The organism is Bradyrhizobium sp. KZN70725 (assembly GCF_055264925.1).
The window spans coordinates 83024-102154 of record NZ_JBUYWT010000020.1; the positions used below are offsets into that span (position 1 = coordinate 83024).

Below are 19131 nucleotides of genomic sequence, written 5' to 3' on the forward strand. Positions count from 1 at the left end.
GGGATCCGCATCAACGTGACGTCGGGTAAGAGCGCTTCGGCCACATCGCGCGATGGAGGCGCGTTGAGGCCAAGAGACTCAAACCAGACTGTGCTGCCGTGGATTGGTTGGGAGAGTTTCCCGCCCGATCACCTGGCAATGAAGGACAAGCCTTTTCAGTAGCCCGGGCCGGCGTTGGACCGCCGGTAGAGACCAAAAAAGCCCGATCCGTCGTTGCTTTAAGTCGCGTCCCCCGTTGAGAGCGGGGTGCGCCGGTTCGCCTCCGGCTGCCAGTCACGGTTGCAAAGAATGGTGAGACCTTCAACGGCATCCCTGGAGAGAGATGCTGGCCGCCTCGTGTCCTGATGGACGTAAGCGACCCTCGGTTCTTCCACCCCTTGGCGGCTGTCCGGCCTCTTGTCCGGATACCTACCGACTGACACACGACCACAGGCACGTGCGAAATTGGGCAAGGCAGGAAATAAGTCTTTTGACTTCGTGGCGCAAGAATTTTTTTGCGATAGCGGCAAATTTCCCTAACGCGTGCTTGCGATGTCGCGCGCAGCACGCGTCGGATGCGCTGAAGATGAACGGCTGTTAAGAATCACTAACGAAGCGTGTGTGCGTTTTAGCCCTGTGCCGCAGCGCTTTCTTGAATCGCTCAAGCTCACGCGCGACGCGTGAACGGCTCGACGCGCTGCGCTGCGCGGATGAAGGCGATCATGATCAGCACGCCGATGCCGAACAGCACCGCCTGCAGGATGTGCGCGGCGACGTCGTCGAGCCCGAGCAGAATCGCGAGCGCCCAGCCGCCGGCGAACGCCGCGCCGAACACTTCCGCGCCGATCAGGATCGCCGCCGAGATCACGGTGATGACGCTTGGCCAGGCGATGGTGCGGTTGCCTGAGTTGGAGGGCTGCATGGTCATGAAATAGGTCCTGTTCAGGGGGCGCAATCTCTCCGAAAAGTGCCCATCTATCAAGCGCAAAAGGCCCAAAAATGCCGTATCGCGTGATATAGATTGGGCAGCATTTTCAAGGCGAAAAACGGGACATTCGATGTCAGAAACCAGCGCAGACGCCAAGGCTCAGGCTCTTGCCAACCCCCTCCTGAAGGCATGGCGGACGCCGCTCGAGACGCCGCCGTTCGCCGAGATCAAGCCGGAGCATTTCCTCCCCGCTTTCGAGCAGGCTTTCGCCGATCATTCCGCGGAAGTGACTGCGATCACCCATGATCCGGCGCTGCCCGACTTCGACAACACCATCACCGCGCTGGAGCGCTCCGGCAAGCTGCTGTCGAAGGTCTCGGCGGTGTTCTACGACCTGGTCTCGGCGCATTCGAGCCCGGCGATCCTGGAGATCGACAAGGAGGTGTCGCCCCGGATGGCGCGGCACTGGAATCCGATCATGATGAACGCTGTGCTGTTTGGCCGCATCGCCATGCTGCACGAGAAGCGCGCCTCCCTCGGCCTGACCGGCGAGCAGATGCGGCTGCTGGAACGCACCTACACCCGCTTCCGCCGCTCCGGCGCAGGCCTCGACGATGCGGCAAAGGCCCGCATGGCCGAGATCAACGAGCGCCTCGCCCATCTCGGCACCTCGTTCAGCCATCATCTGCTCGGCGACGAACAGGAGTGGTTCATGGAGCTCGGCGAGGCCGACCGCGCCGGCCTCTCCGACACATTTGTGGCGGCTGCCAAGGCTGCGGCGGAAGAGCGCGGTTTGCAAGGCAAGGCGATCGTGACGCTGTCGCGCTCCTCGGTCGAGCCGTTCCTGCAGAGCTCGTCGCGGCGCGACCTGCGCGAGAAGGTCTACAAGGCCTTCACGGCGCGCGGCGACAATGGCAACGCCAACGACAACAACGCGACCATCGTGGAGATCCTCAGGCTGCGCGAGGAGACCGCCAAGATCCTGGGCTTCCCGACCTACGCCGCCTACCGCCTCGAGGATTCCATGGCCAAGACGCCGGAGGCCGTACGCGGCCTCCTGGAGCGGGTCTGGAAGCCGGCGCGAGCGCGGGCGCTCGCCGACCGCGACGCGCTGCAGGCGCTGATCGCGGAGGAGGGCGGCAATTTCACCCTGGCGTCCTGGGACTGGCGCTATTACGCTGAGAAGCTGCGCCAGCGCCGCGCCAATTTCGACGATTCCGCGATCAAGCCCTATCTGGTGCTCGACCACATGATCGAGGCCGCGTTCGACTGCGCTACCCGCCTGTTCGGCGTCACCTTCGAGGAGCGCAAGGATATCCCGGTGTGGCATCCGGATGTCCGGGTCTGGGAGGTCAGGGGCCGCGACGGCCAGCACAAGGCGCTGTTCTACGGCGATTACTTCGCGCGGCCCTCGAAGCGCTCCGGCGCCTGGATGACCTCGCTGCGCGACCAGCAGAAGCTCGACGGCGCCGTCGCGCCGCTGGTCATCAATGTCTGCAACTTCGCCAAGGGCGCCGATGGCGCGCCGTCGCTGCTGTCGCCCGACGACGCGCGGACCCTGTTCCACGAGTTCGGCCATGGCCTGCACGGCATGCTGTCCAACGTGACCTATCCGTCACTGTCCGGAACCAGCGTGTTCACCGACTTCGTCGAGCTGCCCTCGCAGCTCTATGAGCACTGGCAGGAGCGGCCCGAGGTGCTGCAGCGCTTCGCCCGCCACTACGAGACCGGGGAGGCACTGCCGGACGACCTGCTCAAGCGCTTCCTTGCCGCGCGCAAGTTCAACCAGGGCTTTGCCACCGTGGAGTTCGTCTCCTCTGCGCTGATCGACCTCGAATTCCACACCCAGCCGGCAGCGGCGAGCTGGGATGTCCGCGCCTTCGAACAGAAGGAGCTGGAGAAGATCGGCATGCCCGCCGAAATCTCGCTGCGGCACCGGCCGACGCAGTTCGGCCACATCTTCTCCGGCGACCACTATGCCTCCGGCTACTACAGCTACATGTGGTCGGAGGTGATGGATGCTGACGCCTTCGGCGCCTTCGAGGAGGCCGGCGACATCTTCGATCCCGCGACCGCCAAGCGGCTGCATGACGACATCTATTCGTCGGGCGGCTCGCGCGATCCGGAGGAGGCCTATGTCGCCTTCCGCGGCCGCGAGCCCGAGCCGGACGCGCTGCTGCGCCGTCGCGGCCTGCTCGAAACGCCTGAGGCGGCCTGAGGTGCGGCCGTCGTTGAACCGGCTGATCGGCTGGCTCGTGCTTGCGGTGTCCGTCGTGCTCGGCACGGCGGCCGCCGAGGCCCATCCGCATGTCTGGATCGTCGCCAGGAGCGAGCTGATCTACGCGCCCGACGGCACCATCACGGGGGTCCGGCACGCCTGGACGTTTGACGACATGTTCTCGACCTACGCGCTGCAGGGCATCGAGACCAAGGTGAAGGGCGCCTACAGCCGCGAGGAGCTGGCGCCGCTGGCGCAGACCAATGTCGAATCGCTGAAGGAATACGCCTACTTCACCTTCGCCAAGGGCGACGGCAAGAAGCAGAAATTCACTGAGCCGATCGACTATTTCCTCGAATACAAGGATTCGGCGCTGACGCTGCACTTCACCTTGCCGGTGAAGACGCCGTTCAAGGCCAGGCAGCTCTCGCTCGAAGTGTTCGACCCGACCTATTTCATCGACTTCCAGTATGCCGAGAAGGAGCCGGTCAAGCTGGTCGGCGCCGCGGCGAACTGCAAGATGCAGTTCGAGCGGCCGAATAGCGACGGCACCGCCGCCGCGCAGAAGCTCGGCGAGCAGACCTTTCTCGACGGCGGCAACGGCAATTTCGGCATGATGTTCGCCAACAAGGTCTCGGTGGAGTGCCCATGACGCCGATCGTCTCGCGCATGACGCGCGGCCTCGCCGTGTCCGCGGCCGTACTGACGGCGTTTGCGCTGCTCGATGGCGCCGTTCATGCGCTGCTGGCACAGAATCCGTTCGGCGCGCCGCGCGCGGCGGAGCCGCAGGGCGGGTTGGTCGGTTGGCTATTGGCGAAACAGTCGGAGTTTTACCGCGAGATCTCCCAGACCATCCGCGCCGCGAAATCCGACGGTTCGGCGGTCTGGACCCTGCTTGCGATCTCCTTTGCCTACGGGATTTTCCATGCCGCCGGCCCCGGCCACGGCAAGGCGGTGATCTCGTCCTACATGGTCGCCAATCGCGAGACCGCGCGGCGCGGCATCGCGCTGTCGTTCGCCTCGGCGCTCATGCAGTCGGTGGTCGCCGTTCTCATCGTGGGCATCTGTGCCTGGCTGCTCAACGCGACCGCGAAGACGATGTGCGGGGCGGAGAAGGCGATCGAGATCGCAAGCTACGCGCTGATCGCGGCGTTTGGCGCCCGGCTGGTCTGGGTCAAGGGCGGCAGCTTCTTCCGCGCCCTGCAGGCGCCGCGGCCGGCGCTGGCGATGGCCGGCGCGCATCATCACGACCACCATGATCACGATCACCACGACCACCGCCATGATCACCATCACCGTCACGCGCATGACGATCACGGGCATCATCATGATCACGATCACGGGCATGACGCGCAGCACGTCCATGACGAGCATTGCGGCCATTCGCACGGGCCGACGCCGGCCGAGCTCGCCGGTCCTGGCGGCTGGCGGCGGGGGCTCGGCGCGATCCTCACGGTCGGGATCCGGCCCTGCTCGGGCGCGATCCTGGTGCTGGTGTTCGCGCTGGCGCAGGGCCTGTTCTGGGCCGGCATCGCCGCGACCTTCGTGATGGGGCTCGGCACCGCCATCACGGTGGCCGCGATCGCGCTGGTCGCGGTGTCGGCGCGCGGCGTGGCGGAGCGGCTGAGCGCGGCGCGCGATGGCGGCGGCATGGTCATCATGCGCGGCCTGGAGTTCGCCGCCGCGGGCCTTGTGCTGCTGTTCGGGCTCGGGCTGCTGTTCGGCTATGTCGCGGCCGAACGGGCGACGTGCCTTTGAAGTCACCTCGCCCCGCTTGCGGGGAGAGGTCGAAATTCGCGTGCGCGAATTTCGGGTGAGGGGGAGTCTCCGCACGCTCGCTTCCATCGAATTTGCGGAGACGGCCCCTCACCCCAGCCCTCTCCCCGTAAGAACGGGGAGAGGGAGAAGAAACAGGCTCAACTCGTCAGATAGCCCCTGATCGCCGGCAGCAGGAAGATCGCGATGTTGATCGCGAAACCGATGCTCCAGAGGATCGAGCGCAGCGTCGGGCGATTGCCGATATAGGTGAAGACGTAGGCGATCCGCACGATCAGGAACAGCACGGCGAGCTCGTCGATCAGTCGCAGCGGGCCGACGCGGAATTCGGCGAGCAGCACGGCGAAGGCGAAGAACGGGAAGGCCTCGATGCCGTTCTGGTGCGCGCCGAGCGCCCGCGAGCGGATCGGGTCGTCGTAGAAGTCGGGATCGCGCGGCCTGGCATTGTCGAAGCTGCGGAAGCCGGTCCACTTCACCGACACGATCGTCAGCAACGAGAGCATCAGCGTCCCGAAGACGCACCATTCGGCGATCGTCATGGTTCCCCCTTATTCCGCAGGGAACGTAGCCAACCCGCACTCGGCTTGACAAGGTTGGAGCAACGCGCGAAGCCCAAAGCTCCCAGGCGAAGGATATCAAGCGCAAGGCCATCATGAGCACGGTGATCCCCTTCGAGAGCGCGAAGTCTGCCGCGGCGCCGAAGCCGGAACGCGTCGGCGTGCTGCTGGTCAATCTCGGCACGCCCGATACGGCGGATGCCGCCGGCGTGCGGGTCTATCTCAAGGAATTCCTGTCCGATCCGCGGGTGATCGAGGATCAGGGCCTGCTCTGGAAGCTGATCCTCAACGGCATCATCCTGCGGGTCCGTCCGGCCCGCAAGGCGCGCGACTATCTGAAGATCTGGAACACCGAGAAGAACGAGTCGCCGCTGAAGACCATCACGCGCTCGCAGGCCGACAAGCTGGCGGAGGCGATCGCCGATCACGATCACGTCGTGGTCGACTGGGCGATGCGCTACGGCAACCCCTCGATCAAGGAGCGCATCGAGGCGCTCGCGGCGCAGGGCTGCGGCCGGCTGCTGGTGGTGCCGCTCTATCCGCAATATTCCGCCGCGACGTCGGCGACCGTCTGCGACGAGGCGTTTCGCGTGCTGGCCGGCATGCGCGCGCAGCCGATCCTGCGGGTGACGCCGCCTTACTACGACGATCCCGACTACGTCGAGGCGCTTGCGGTCTCGATCAATGCGCACCTCGCGACATTGCCGTTCCAGCCCGAGATCATCGTCGCCTCGTTCCACGGCATGCCGAAGGAGTATGTCGACAAGGGCGATCCGTATCAGGCGCAATGCATCGCCACGACCAATGCGCTGCGCAAGCGGCTCGGGCTCGATGCCGACAAGCTGATCCTCACCTTCCAGTCACGCTTCGGCAAGGCCGAGTGGCTGCAGCCCTATACCGACAAGACGGTCGAGAAGCTGGCCAGGGACGGCGTGCGGCGCATTGCCGTGGTCACGCCCGGCTTCTCCGCCGATTGCCTGGAGACCCTAGAGGAGATCGCGCAGGAGAATGCCGAGATCTTCCGGCACAATGGCGGCGAGCAGTTTGCGGCAATCCCCTGCCTCAACGACAGCGACGGCGGCATGGACGTGATCCGCCAGCTCGTGCTGCGCGAGCTGCAAGGTTGGATCTAACAAGGCTGGATTTAACAAGGCTGGATCTGATTGTTAACGATCCGTGACACCGGGCACGGGCATTCGTTGGCATCTGGTCATCCGACAGCAGCTTCCTATGTGCTAGGGAGAACAACAGCCGGCTGAACCGGCGGAGCGGTCCTGCCGACCAATGCACGCCGTGACTGGCGACGGTCTCGCCGGCCCTGGAGGACTTTATGACTGGCTTCGACGTTTTCGCGATCGCGTTTGTTCTTCTCGTCATCGTTACGCTGTTCGCCGGGATCAAGACCGTTCCGCAGGGTTTTGACTGGACCATCGAGCGGTTCGGCAAATACACCCGCACGCTGTCGCCCGGCCTCAATTTGATCGTGCCCTATTTCGATCGCATCGGGCGCAAGATCAACATGATGGAGCAGGTGATCGACATCCCCGAGCAGGAGGTGATCACCAAGGACAACGCCACCGTGACGGTGGACGGTGTCGCGTTCTACCAGGTGTTCGATGCCGCCAAGGCGAGCTACGAGGTCGCCAATCTCAACCAGGCGATCACCGTCCTGACCATGACCAATATCCGCTCGGTGATGGGCTCGATGGATCTCGATCAGGTGCTGTCGCATCGCGACGAGATCAACGAGCGGCTGCTGCGCGTGGTCGACGCCGCGGTGTCGCCCTGGGGCGTCAAGGTCAACCGCATCGAGATCAAGGACATCGTGCCGCCGGCCGACCTCGTCGAGGCGATGGGCCGGCAGATGAAGGCCGAGCGCGTCAAGCGCGCCGACATTTTGCAGGCCGAGGGCCAGCGGCAATCCGAAATCCTGCGCGCCGAGGGCGCCAAGCAGGGTCAGATCCTGCAGGCCGAGGGCCGCCGCGAGGCCGCCTTCCGCGACGCCGAGGCGCGCGAACGGCTTGCCGAGGCCGAGGCCAAGGCGACCCAGATGGTGTCGGAATCGATCGCCAAGGGCGACGTCGCCGCGCTGAACTATTTCATCGCCGACAAGTACATCAAGGCGTTCGGCCAACTCGCGGAATCGCCGAACCAGAAGGTCTTGATGCTGCCGATCGAAACCTCGAGTGTGCTGGGCTCGCTGGCCGGCATCGGCGAGATCGCCCGCGCTACCTTCGGCGAGAGTGCGGCGTCCGCTACGGCCGCAGCACGGCGCGGCGGCTCGGTGCCGCCGGCCGGCCCGACGGCGCCGCCTCCGGTGCCGCCGCAGCGGTAAGGGCGTGACGGCGTCGCGCCCGCAATGGTAGAGGTCACGTCATGGCCGAGATGTTTTCGACATTGGGTACCTGGAACTGGCTGATCTTCGGCTTCATCCTGATGGCGCTGGAGCTTGTGGCGCCCGGGGTGTTCCTGTTCTGGCTCGGGCTCGCGGCACTGCTGGTCGGCCTGCTGTCGTTCGCCTTCACGCCGTCCTGGCAGATACAGCTCTTGATGTTCGCAGTGTTCGCCGCCCTGGCGGTGCCGGCATGGCGGCATTTCGCGAAGGGCGCGACGGCGGCAAGCAAGACCAATCCCTTCCTCAACCGCCGCAACGAAGCCCTGGTCGGCCGCGAATTCACGCTGGAGAAGCCGATCGTTGACGGATCAGGCACGGTGCGGATCGACGATACGGTGTGGCGCGTCGCCGGCCCCGATGCGCCGGCCGGCAGCCGGGTGAAGGTCGTCCGCGCCGACGGCGCCAGCCTGACGGTGGCGATCGCTTAGTCTGGCCTGAGCCATCGACGACGACTCGGCCCCGAGCGTCCGATGCTGCTTCGGGCGAGTAATCCGTAGCCCGGGTGAGCCAACGGGTCGCGCGCATGCGCGCCCGATGACAGGCTCCGTGATACCCGGGGAAACCGGGCCCGCATGTCGCTCCGCTCATGCGGGCTACACACTGACGGCCGCCGAGGTCTAGCTGCCGCCCTGCTTGCTCCAGCGCTCGGCGAAGCGGTTGAGCGGCGTGAATGTCGCAAATAACTCGCGGCCGAGCGTGGTGAGGCCGTAACCATCCTCCGATAGTTCAACGAACCCGGCCTCGCGGAGCTCGGTCAATCGCGTCTGCAGGATCGTCGGCGAGGCCTCGTCGCAGGCGGTGCGCAGCGCGCGCGAGGTCAGCGCGCCCTCGCGCAGCTCCCAGATGATGCGCAAGGTCCAGCGCCGTCCCAAGAGATCGAGCAGCGCCATGATCGGGCGGCCGGACCGCGAGCCGCGGACGCCGGGTCTTGTGACTGGGCCCTGCTTCGGCATGTCGCGAATTCCTTTCGAATCCCTCTTGCGATCCGCTACAGATATTGTAGCGTGTTGCTACATTAAATGTAGCAACTGGATCCGGCCATGTCACGCCTCGCGCCGCTCGATCCGCCTTATCCGGCGGACGTTCAACAGCATTTCGATCGCATCATGCGCGGCAAGCCGCCGCTGGTGCTGTTCCGCATGTTGGCCGGCCATCCGCGTGCCTGGGAGAAGTTTCGCGGTGGCAGCCTGTTGGACCGCGGGCCGCTTCCCTTGCGGGCGCGGGAGATCGTGATCGACCGCACCTGCGCACTCAATGCCTGCGAATATGAATGGGGCGTCCACGTCACGGCGTTCGGCGCGGCCGCCGAACTGACGGAGCAGCAGGTCCACGCCACCGTGCGCGGTGCGGCCGATGCCGGCTGCTGGTCGCAGGCCGAACAGGCAATGATCACGGCAGTCGACGCGCTGCATGCCCGCGCGACATTGAGTGAGGAGGAATTCGCGGCGCTGTCGGCGCATTACGATGAGGACCAGATCCTGGAGATCATCCTGTTGTGCGGCTTCTACCGCACGGTCTCCTACCTCGCCAACGCGCTGGCCCTGCCGCTGGAGGAAACCGCGGCAAGATTTCCAGCATAGTTGTCATTGCGAGGAGCAAAGCGACGAAGCAATCCATGTCTCCGCGCGAGGAGAGATGGATTGCTTCGCTTCGCTCGCAATGACGGAAGAAAGCGCGGCTCTACGCCACGCCCGCGCGCAGCAGATCGTGCAGATGGATGATGCCGACCGGCTTCTTGGCGTCGGTCACGATCAGCGTCGTGATCTTCGAGGCGTTGAGCAGTTCCAGCACTTCGCCGGCCAGCGTGTCGCGGCTGATCGTCTTCGGCGTCCTCGTCATGACCTCGTCGACCGACAGCGTCAAAAGGTCGGGGCGCATCTGCCGGCGCAGATCGCCGTCGGTGACGATGCCGACGAGATGGCCGTGGCGGTCGACGATGCCGACGCAGCCAAAACCCTTGGAGGTCATCTCGACCAGCGCATCCGACATCTTGGTGCCGAGCGGCTTCAGCGGCAGCGCGTCGCCGCCATGCATCAGGTCGCGGGCATATTTCAGGAGCGCGCCGAGCTTGCCGCCCGGATGCAGCACGCTGAAATCGGTCGAGGTGAAGCCGCGGCCCTCGAGCAGCGCGATCGCCAGCGCATCGCCGAGCGCCAGCATCATCAGCGAGGACGTGGTGGGCGCCAGATTGTGCGGGCAGGCCTCGCGGGCCTTCGGCAGCGTCAGCTGCAAGTCGGCGGCCTTGCTCAGCGTCGAGTCCTTGTCGGCCGTCATCGCGATCAGCGGAATGCCGAAGCGGGCGGCATAGGCGATCAGGTTGCGCATCTCCGGCTGCTCGCCGGACCATGACAGCGCCAGGATCACGTCATCGATCGTGATCATGCCGAGATCGCCATGGCTCGCTTCCGCGGCGTGCACGAAGAACGCCGGCGTGCCGGTCGAGGCAAAGGTCGCGGCGATCTTGCGCCCGATATGGCCGGACTTGCCGAGCCCGGTGACGATCAGCCGTCCCTTGGCATTGCCGATCAACTCGGACGCGGCCGCGAACGGCGCGCCGAGGTCGGACTTCAGTGCCGCGGAGAGGGCTGCGACGCCGCTTGCTTCGGCATCGAGGGTGCGGAGCGCCGATTGAACGGCGCCGTCATCGGGGCCGGATGATTTGGTCATCAGCGGTTTCGGTTTGGCCATTTAGGATTCCAAGGGAGGGTTTTGCACCCGGGCGTCTCCCTTAGCACGTTCGATTCCGCGATGCGACGCGCGGCGGCCGATCCTCAACGGCTCATTAACCATAATTGTTTTAACTCCATTAACGACGTTTTCCGCCGCCCGGTGGAGTTCGTCCGACAAGTATGTGAATTCGTTGGAGTTTTTCCATCGTGTTGCGGCGGCCAGCAAGCGGCCAAGACCGGCGTGGACGCCTCGTCCGCGCGGTTTTGCCATGCCCTGCCGTGACCGTCCTGGCGCTGACCGTGACCACCGGGTTCGCCGCGGCCCAGACCGTGACGCCCGATCTGTTCAGCCCCAATCGCCAGAGCCAGGTGATCACGCAGGATTCGCCGCTGCGCCGGACCACGGCCGACGCCATGGATGCGCTCAACGGCCTGAGGCTGCCCGACGCCGATCGCGAACGCCGTTCCTCCTCGTCTTCATCGACATCAACATCGACGACGCGGATCGGGCAGGTCCCGACCTACGGGCTCCCCGCGGCGAACGGCGCCTCGACGTCGGGCTATGACTCGCTCAACCGCAAACGCCAGAAGCCGAAATACTACCCGGGCCAGGCCAAACCGAAGCCGCCGGCCGGACCGGGCTCGCCGCAGCCGACGTCGCCGCCATTGAACGCCACGGGACAACTGCGGCTGTCGATCCCTCCCTCGGAGACCGCCAACAAGACGCCGCTGCCGCCGGCGATGGCCGGTACCATCGTCGGCCAGCCGCCGCGCAAGCGGCTCAGGATCGACGACGATCCGTTCGGCGCGGTCGGCGATTATGCCGGCTCGTTCATGGTCAAGACCGCGGTCGAGGTGATGGCCGGCTACGACACCAACCCCGGTCGGCTCTACTCGCCGCAGGGCAGGGCGTTCTACATGGTCGCGCCGGAATTCCTCGCGGTCTCCGACTGGGAGCGTCACGCCGTCGTCGCCGATTTGCGCGGCTCCTTCAACGGCTATGGCTCCGGGCTGACGCCGAACGCCGACGGCACGCCGCTGTCGGCGCCGCTCGACATCGACCGTCCGAACTTCACCGGCCATATCGACGGCCGTCTCGACGTCACCAAGGACACGCATCTGCTGGGGCAGGCCCGCCTGCTGGTCTCGACCGACAATCCCGGCAGCCCGAACGTGCAGGCCGGCCTCGCCAGATATCCGATCTACACCACGGTCGGCGGCACCTTCGGCATCGACCAGCATTTCAACCGCATGCAGGTTTCGCTCGGCGGCACCGTCGACCGCACCGACTACCAATGGTCGAAGCTCACCGACGGCACCTCTTCGTCGAACGACGACCGCAACTTCACCCAATACGGCGGCGTCGGCCGCGTCAGCTATGAGCTCAATCCAGCCGTGAAGCCCTTTGTCGAAGTCGAGGGCGACAGCCGCTTCCACGATCTCTATCTCGACCGCAACGGTTACGCGCGCAATTCATCGGGCGGTTATGCCAAGGTCGGTACGTCGTTCGAGTTCACCCGGCTGTTGTTCGGTGAGATCTCGATCGGCTATGCGATGCGCGACTATGTCGACCCGCGGCTTAGCCGACTCGAAGGCCTGCTCACAACGGCCTCGCTGACCTGGACCGCGACGCCGCTGACCACGGCCAAATTCTATTCCGACACCCAGATCGGCGAGACCACGCTGCCCGGCACCTCGGGCGTGCTGTCGCGCACCTACACCGTCGAGGTCGACCACGACTTCCGCCGCTGGCTGACCGGCATCGGCAAGTTCACCTACGGCACGCTCGACTACCAGGGCGACAACCGCAACGACACGATCTACTCGGTGTCAGGCGACCTGATCTACAAGATGACCCGCAGCCTCTGGATCAAGGGCACGCTGCGCCGCGACTGGCTGGATTCCAACCAGCCGGGACAGAGCTCGGCGTCGACGGTGGTGATGCTCGGCGTGCGGGTGCAGAACTAGCGGCGAGGGTGCGCAAGTCGCATCTCAAATGAGGTGTCGTGCCTCGCGAACGCGGGGCACGCAGTATGCCGCGGCTTCTCCGTTGTTCTCTGACGTCTCTGGAATACTGGATCGCCCGCTTTCGCAGGCGATGACAGTTCAGTGTGTGGAGATAGCTTGCCGAAACCGCCGAGGGCTCACCCCGGCAGATCGGTCTTCCCCATCAGGAAGGTGTCGATCGAGCGCGCGCACAGGCGGCCTTCTCGGATCGCCCAGACCACCAGCGACTGGCCGCGGCGCATGTCGCCGGCGGAGAAGATCTTCGCGCGCGAGGTCTGGTAGTCGTGCAGAGAGGCGCGGACGTTGCCGCGCTGATCGAGCTCGACGCCCAGCGTCTTGAGCAGGCCCTCGTGCACCGGATGGACGAAGCCCATCGCCAGCAGCACGAGCTCGGCGTCGAGCGTGAACTCGGTGCCGGGCAGCGGCTTGAACTTATCGTCGACCTTGACGCAATGCAGCTTCGTCACCTTGCCGTCGACGCCTTCGAACTTGGTCGTCAGCACGGCGAATTCGCGCACCGCGCCTTCGGCCTGGCTCGACGACGTGCGCATCTTCAGCGGCCAGTTCGGCCAGGTCACGCCCTTGTTCTCGTGCTCGGGCGGCGCCGGCATGATCTCGAGCTGGGTCACCGACTTTGCGCCTTGCCGGAAGGAGGTGCCGATGCAGTCCGAGCCGGTATCGCCGCCGCCGATCACGACGACATGCTTGCCGCCGGCGAGGATGTCGGCGGCACCGTTCAGCGGCTCGCCGGAGACGCGGCGGTTCTGCTGCGGCAGGAAGTCCATCGCGAAGTGGATGCCGGAAAGCTCGCGGCCGGGAATCGGCAGGTCGCGCGGGGCTTCCGCGCCGCCGGTCAGCGCCACGGCGTCATACTGCTTGGCGAGCTCCTGCGGATCGATCGCGCCGGGCGTCGAGCCGCCCACGGCCTTGCCGTAATGGAAGGTGACGCCCTCGGCTTCCATCTGCGCCACGCGGCGATCGATGATGCCCTTCTCCATCTTGAAGTCGGGAATGCCGTAGCGCAGCAGGCCGCCGGCCTTGGCGAACTTCTCGTAGACGTGCACCTCGTGGCCGGCGCGCGCGAGCTGCTGCGCGGCGGCCATGCCGGCGGGACCCGAGCCGATCACGGCGACCTTCTTGCCAGTCTTAACGGCAGCGATCTCCGGCTTCAGCCAGCCATTGTCCCAGGCGCGGTCGACGATCGCGCATTCGATGGTCTTGATGGTGACCGGGTTGTCGTCGATGTTGAGCGTGCAGGACGCCTCGCACGGCGCCGGGCAGATGCGGCCGGTGAATTCGGGGAAATTGTTGGTCGAGTGCAGGTTGCGCGAGGCTTCTTCCCAGTTGCCCTGATAGACGAGATCGTTGAAATCGGGGATCTGGTTGTTGACCGGGCAGCCCGGCGTGCCCGGCGCGGTCGAGCCGGTGCCGTGGCAATAGGGGATGCCGCAATTCATGCAGCGCGCAGCCTGGTCGCGCGTGTCCTTCTCGCTCAGCGGAATGACGAATTCCCTGAAGTTCTTGAGTCGATCGGCGACCGGCTCGTACTTGCGGTCATGCCGCTCGATCTCGAGAAAACCTGTGATCTTACCCATTGAAACCCGATGCCCCTGCATCTCAGTTGTTCCGTCATTCCGGGTTCGCGCCTTGCGCGCCCCGGAATCTTGAAGTTGCCTTGCGAGATTCCGGGTTCGCGCCTTGCGCGCCCCGGAATGACGCGTGATGAACCCTACGCGCCGATCGCGATCTTCGGCTCGGCGTCGGCGTTCGCCTTCATTTCCTTCAGCGCGCGGCGGTACTCGACCGGCATCACCTTGCGGAATTTCGGCAGCCAGCTCTTCCAGTCGGCGAGGATCTCCGCCGCCTTCTTCGAACCCGTCAGCTTGGCGTGACGCGTGATCAGGACGTGCAGCCGCTCCACGTCGGAGTCGAGCAGGTTCTGGAACACGTCGACCCGGCCATGCGCCTCGAGATCGCCGGAGTGGTGGTAGGTGTCGGCGTTGATCATCTCCTCCGACAGCACCGGCTCGAGTTCGACCATCGAAAGATTGCACAGCTTGTCGAAGTCGCCGGCCTCGTCCAGCACATAGGCGATGCCGCCGGACATGCCGGCCGCGAAGTTGCGTCCGGTCTTGCCGAGCACCACGACGATGCCGCCGGTCATGTATTCGCAGCAATGATCGCCGGCGCCCTCGACGACCGCGACCGCGCCGGAGTTGCGCACCGCGAAGCGCTCGCCGGCGATGCCGCGGAAGTAGCACTCGCCCGCGATCGCGCCGTACATCACGGTGTTGCCGACGATGATCGACTCTTCCGGCACAATGCCGGAGATCTTCGGCGGCTTGACGATGATGCAGCCGCCCGAGAGGCCCTTGCCGACATAGTCGTTGCCTTCACCCTCGAGCTCGAAGGTGACGCCCTTGGCGAGCCAGGCGCCGAACGCCTGTCCCGCCGTGCCCTTCAGGCCGACATGGATGGTGTCGAGCGGCAGGCCGGCATGGCCGTAGATCTTGGCCACCGCGCCCGACAGCATCGCGCCGGCGGAACGGTCGGTGTTGTTGATCTCTTCCTCGATCTTGACCGGGGCGCCGCGATCGAGCGCGGCCTGCGCCCTCTCGATCAGCCGGCGGTCGAGCACGGCTTCCAGATGGTGGTTCTGGCTCTCCGAGTGATAGATCGTCTGGCCCTTCTCCTCCTTCTGCCGCACGAACAGCTTGGAGAAATCGAGGCCCTTGGCCTTCCAGTGCGAGACCAGCGCGGTCTGGTCCAGCATCTGGACCTGGCCGACCATCTCGTCGAACGTCTTGTAGCCGAGCTGCGCCATGATCTCGCGGACTTCCTCGGCGACGAAGAAGAAGTAGTTGATGACGTGCTCGGGCTGGCCGGTGAAGCGCTTGCGCAGCACCGGATCCTGGGTCGCGACGCCGACCGGGCAGGTGTTGAGGTGGCACTTGCGCATCATGATGCAGCCCGCCGCGATCAGGGGGGCGGTGGCGAAGCCGAACTCGTCGGCCCCGAGCAGCGCGCCGATCACGACGTCACGGCCGGTGCGGAAGCCGCCGTCGACCTGAACCGCGATGCGGCTGCGCAGCTGCTGGCGCACCAGCGTCTGATGGGTCTCGGCAAGACCGATCTCCCACGGCGAGCCGGCATGCTTGATCGAGGTCAGCGGCGAGGCACCGGTGCCGCCCTCGAAGCCCGCGATGGTGACATGGTCGGCGCGCGCCTTGGCGACGCCGGCGGCAACCGTGCCGACGCCGACCTCGGACACCAGCTTCACCGAGACCTGGCCGTCCGGATTGACGTTCTTGAGGTCGTAGATCAGCTGGGCGAGGTCTTCGATCGAGTAGATGTCGTGATGCGGCGGCGGCGAGATCAAGCCGACGCCCGGCGTCGAATGCCGGACGCGGGCAATCGTCGCGTCGACCTTGTGGCCGGGCAACTGGCCGCCTTCGCCGGGCTTGGCGCCCTGCGCCATCTTGATCTGCATCATGTCAGAGTTGACGAGGTATTCCGTCGTCACGCCGAACCGGCCCGAGGCGACCTGCTTGATCGCCGAGCGCATCGAGTCGCCGTTGGGCATCGGCTTGAAGCGGTCGGACTCCTCGCCGCCTTCGCCGGTGTTCGACTTGCCGCCGATCCGGTTCATCGCGATCGCGAGCGTGGTGTGCGCCTCGCGCGAGATCGAGCCGAACGACATCGCGCCGGTCGAGAACCGCTTGACGATGTCCTTGGCCGGCTCGACGTCCTCGAGCTTGACCGGCTTGCGCTTGTCGTCCTCGGCGCTCTTGATCCGGAACAGGCCGCGCAGCGTCAAGAGACGCTCGGACTGCTCGTTGAGGATCTTGGCGAACGCCCGGTAGCGCTCCTGCGAATTGCCACGCACGGCATGCTGCAGCGTCGAGACCGATTCCGCGGTCCAGGCGTGGTCCTCGCCACGGGTGCGGTAGGCATATTCGCCGCCGACATCGAGCGCGCTTTTGTAGATCTGGCCGTCGCCGAACGCGTCGGTATGACGCCGCACGGTCTCCTCGGCGATTTCGCCGAGGCCGACGCCCTCGATTCGGGTGTGGGTGCCGGCGAAATACTTGGCGACGAAGTCGGCCTTCAGGCCGACCGCGTCGAAGATCTGCGCGCCGCAATAGGACTGGTAGGTCGAGATGCCCATCTTGGACATCACCTTGAGCAGGCCCTTGCCGATCGACTTGATGTAGCGCTTGACGATCTCGTAGTCGTCGAGCGCGCCGGGCAGCCGGTCCTTCATCGCGAGGATGGTTTCGAACGCGAGATAGGGGTTGATCGCTTCGGCGCCGTAGCCGGCGAGGCAGGCGAAGTGATGCACCTCGCGCGGCTCACCGGATTCCACGACGAGGCCGACCGAGGTGCGCAGGCCGGTGCGGATCAGGTGATGATGCACGGCGGCGCAGGCCAGCAGCGACGGGATCGGAATCCGGTCGGTGCCGGTCATGCGGTCCGACAGGATGATGATGTTGATGCCCTCGCGCACTGCGCCCTCGGCGCGCGCGCAGAGCTCGTCGAGCACCTGCTCCATGCCCGCAGCGCCGAACCCGGCGTGGAAGGTGGTGTCGAGCGTGCGCGACTTGAAGTGGGTCTCGGCGACGTCGGAGATCGAGCGGATCTTTTCGAGATCCGCGTCGGTCAGGATCGGCTGCCGCACCTCGAGGCGCTTGGTCGAGGCGACGCCCTGCAGGTCGAACAGGTTCGGCCGCGGCCCGATGATCGAGACGAGGCTCATGACGATTTCCTCGCGGATCGGATCGATCGGCGGGTTCGTCACCTGCGCGAAGTTCTGCTTGAAGTAGGTGAACAGCTGCTTCGGCCTGTCCGACAGCGCCGAGATCGGCGTGTCGTTGCCCATCGAGCCGGCGGCTTCCTCGCCGGTGGCGGCCATCGGCGTCATCAGGATCGCGATGTCTTCCTGGCTGTAGCCGAACGCCTGCTGCCGATCGAGCAGCGGCAGGTTGGAGCGCACGCCCTTGGCCGGCGCATCCGGCAGTTCCTCGAGCTGGATCTGGGTGCGATGCAGCCAGTCGCTGTAGGGATGGCTCTTGGCGAGGTCGGCCTTGATCTCGTCGTCGGGAATCAGGCGGCCCTGCTCGAGGTCGACGAGCAGCATCTTGCCGGGCTGCAGCCGCCACTTGGTGACGATCTGGTCCTCAGGAATCTTCAGCACGCCCATTTCGGACGCCATCACAATGCGGTCGTCCTTGGTGACGAGATAGCGCGCCGGGCGCAGGCCGTTGCGATCGAGCGTCGCGCCGATCTTGCGGCCGTCGGTGAAGGCGATCGCGGCCGGGCCGTCCCACGGCTCCATCAGCGCGGCATGATATTCGTAGAACGCGCGGCGCTGCTCATCCATCAGGGGATTGCCGGCCCACGCTTCCGGAATCATCATCATCACGGCGTGCGGCAGCGAGTAGCCGCCCTGCACCAGGAATTCGAGCGCGTTGTCGAAGCAGGCGGTGTCGCTCTGGCCCTCATAGGAGATCGGCCACAGGCGGCTGATGTCCTTGCCGTAGAGCTCCGAATGCACGGAAGCCTGTCGCGCCGCCATCCAGTTGACGTTGCCGCGCAGCGTGTTGATTTCGCCGTTATGGGCGATCATCCGGTAGGGATGCGCCAGCGACCAGGTCGGGAAGGTGTTGGTCGAGAAGCGTTGATGCACCAGCGCCAGCGCGCTGTCGAAGTCGGCCTCATGCAGGTCGGGATAGTACTTGCCGAGCTGGTCGGCGAGGAACATGCCCTTGTAGATCACGGTGCGGCACGACAGCGAGCACGGATAGTAGCCCGCCATGCCGCGGTCGCGGCGCTGATAGATCGCCTGCGAGATCGACTTGCGCAGGATGTAGAGGTGGCGCTCGAAATCGTCCTCGGTCTTGGCCGCACCATTGCGGCCGATGAAGACCTGCATGTGGTAGGGCTCGGTCGGCTTCACGGTGACGCCGAGCGATGAATTGTCGCTGGGCACGTCGCGCCAGCCGAGCAGCCTGAAGCCCTCGTTCTTGATCTCGTCGGCGATGATGCTCTTGATCACGTTCCGCCACGCGGCATCGCGCGGCATGAACAGCGCGCCGATGGCGTATTCGCCGGGCTGCGGCAGCTTGAAGCCGAGCTCCGCGGTCTTGCGCGCGAAGAAGGCGTGCGGGATCTGCACCAGGATGCCGGCGCCGTCACCGGCGCGCGGGTCGGCGCCGACGGCGCCGCGATGCTCGAGGTTGCACAGGATGTTCAGCGCGTCGGAGACGATCTGGTGCGACTTCTGGCCCTTGATGTTGGCGATGAAGCCGACGCCGCAGGAGTCTTTTTCCAGGCTGGGATCGTACAGGCCCTCGGCTTCGGGGCGCCAAGTATGCAACTCACGCGCGGGCTCGGCGGCTTTCGAGTCCGCGGTCGCCGACAGCGTTCCTGCCACGATGTTTTCGCGCTCGAATTCCGACCCGCTCATGTGTCCTCTCCCTTTCGTAAGGGCCCCACCGTATTTGGCGCACCTTGGACGTTGCGGCACCCACCGGGCCACCGCTCGTCCGCCGCGAGCCGCATTTTCCTAAATTCAGACGACGGGCGTTTCAACGTCCCCTGAG

Annotated in this window: 14 protein-coding genes; 8 read left to right on the forward strand and 6 right to left on the reverse strand. The window is 65.5% G+C overall.

Annotation, left to right across the window (positions count from 1 at the left end; all coding sequences use genetic code 11):
* Positions 1-646 precede the first annotated feature (646 nt).
* A complete protein-coding gene (locus tag ACZBJS_RS20645) occupies positions 647-907 on the reverse strand; it encodes a hypothetical protein (RefSeq protein ID WP_168857868.1) in 261 nt (86 codons plus the stop codon).
* A 130-nt stretch (positions 908-1037) separates the two neighbouring features.
* Between ACZBJS_RS20645 and ACZBJS_RS20650 the strand changes: the two genes are divergently transcribed.
* The 3 genes from ACZBJS_RS20650 to ACZBJS_RS20660 are packed head-to-tail and all read left to right on the forward strand — an operon-like array spanning position 1038 to position 4883.
* Positions 1038-3125 carry a M3 family metallopeptidase gene (locus tag ACZBJS_RS20650; RefSeq protein ID WP_316398986.1) on the forward strand — a complete coding sequence of 696 codons (2088 nt, stop codon included), beginning with the start codon at positions 1038-1040 and terminating at the stop codon, positions 3123-3125.
* A gap of 13 nt (positions 3126-3138) precedes the next feature.
* The gene (locus ACZBJS_RS20655; protein ID WP_316398988.1) at positions 3139-3777 is read left to right on the forward strand and encodes a DUF1007 family protein; all 639 of its coding nucleotides are present in this window, start codon (positions 3139-3141) and stop codon (positions 3775-3777) included.
* The gene (locus ACZBJS_RS20660) at positions 3774-4883 is read left to right on the forward strand and encodes a nickel/cobalt transporter (RefSeq protein ID WP_316398987.1); all 1110 of its coding nucleotides are present in this window, start codon (positions 3774-3776) and stop codon (positions 4881-4883) included. The genes ACZBJS_RS20655 and ACZBJS_RS20660 overlap by 4 nt, the downstream gene beginning before the upstream one ends.
* A 158-nt stretch (positions 4884-5041) precedes the next feature.
* Here ACZBJS_RS20660 and ACZBJS_RS20665 read toward each other — a convergent pair whose 3' ends face one another.
* Positions 5042-5440, reverse strand: coding sequence for an MAPEG family protein (locus ACZBJS_RS20665; protein WP_016842609.1), 399 nt, complete (start codon positions 5438-5440; stop codon positions 5042-5044).
* Positions 5441-5553: 113 nt separating this feature from the next.
* Between ACZBJS_RS20665 and hemH the strand changes: the two genes are divergently transcribed.
* The 3 genes from hemH to ACZBJS_RS20680 all read left to right on the forward strand — a co-directional run bounded on the left by hemH (position 5554) and on the right by ACZBJS_RS20680 (position 8281).
* Entirely contained in the window at positions 5554-6591 is a 1038-nt protein-coding gene (hemH, locus tag ACZBJS_RS20670; protein WP_316398652.1) for a ferrochelatase, read from the forward strand.
* Positions 6592-6788: 197 nt separating this feature from the next.
* On the forward strand, positions 6789-7793 hold the full coding sequence (locus ACZBJS_RS20675) for an SPFH domain-containing protein (RefSeq protein ID WP_076827695.1): 1005 nt from the start codon (positions 6789-6791) through the stop codon (positions 7791-7793).
* A gap of 41 nt (positions 7794-7834) precedes the next feature.
* Entirely contained in the window at positions 7835-8281 is a 447-nt protein-coding gene (locus ACZBJS_RS20680) for an NfeD family protein (RefSeq protein ID WP_057016243.1), read from the forward strand.
* Between the two features lie 189 nt (positions 8282-8470).
* Here the strand turns inward: ACZBJS_RS20680 and ACZBJS_RS20685 are convergent, their stop codons facing one another.
* Complete coding sequence (locus tag ACZBJS_RS20685; protein WP_316398653.1) at positions 8471-8806, reverse strand: winged helix-turn-helix transcriptional regulator; 336 nt, start codon at positions 8804-8806, stop codon at positions 8471-8473.
* 87 nt (positions 8807-8893) lie between these two features.
* Between ACZBJS_RS20685 and ACZBJS_RS20690 the strand changes: the two genes are divergently transcribed.
* Positions 8894-9433, forward strand: coding sequence for a carboxymuconolactone decarboxylase family protein (locus ACZBJS_RS20690; protein ID WP_316398654.1), 540 nt, complete (start codon positions 8894-8896; stop codon positions 9431-9433).
* Positions 9434-9533: 100 nt separating this feature from the next.
* Here the strand turns inward: ACZBJS_RS20690 and ACZBJS_RS20695 are convergent, their stop codons facing one another.
* Positions 9534-10541: a KpsF/GutQ family sugar-phosphate isomerase gene (locus tag ACZBJS_RS20695; protein WP_463439075.1), complete on the reverse strand. Its 1008-nt coding sequence runs from the start codon at positions 10539-10541 to the stop codon at positions 9534-9536.
* A gap of 260 nt (positions 10542-10801) precedes the next feature.
* Here ACZBJS_RS20695 and ACZBJS_RS20700 point away from each other — a divergent pair, with 260 nt between their 5' ends.
* Positions 10802-12490, forward strand: a complete 1689-nt coding sequence (locus ACZBJS_RS20700; RefSeq protein ID WP_463439076.1) for an outer membrane beta-barrel protein — start codon at positions 10802-10804, stop codon at positions 12488-12490.
* Positions 12491-12666: 176 nt separating this feature from the next.
* Here the strand turns inward: ACZBJS_RS20700 and ACZBJS_RS20705 are convergent, their stop codons facing one another.
* Entirely contained in the window at positions 12667-14124 is a 1458-nt protein-coding gene (locus tag ACZBJS_RS20705) for a glutamate synthase subunit beta (protein ID WP_168857876.1), read from the reverse strand.
* Positions 14125-14258: 134 nt separating this feature from the next.
* The gene (gene gltB / locus ACZBJS_RS20710) at positions 14259-18995 is read right to left on the reverse strand and encodes a glutamate synthase large subunit (RefSeq protein ID WP_463439077.1); all 4737 of its coding nucleotides are present in this window, start codon (positions 18993-18995) and stop codon (positions 14259-14261) included.
* Between the last annotated feature and the right edge of the window lie 136 nt (positions 18996-19131).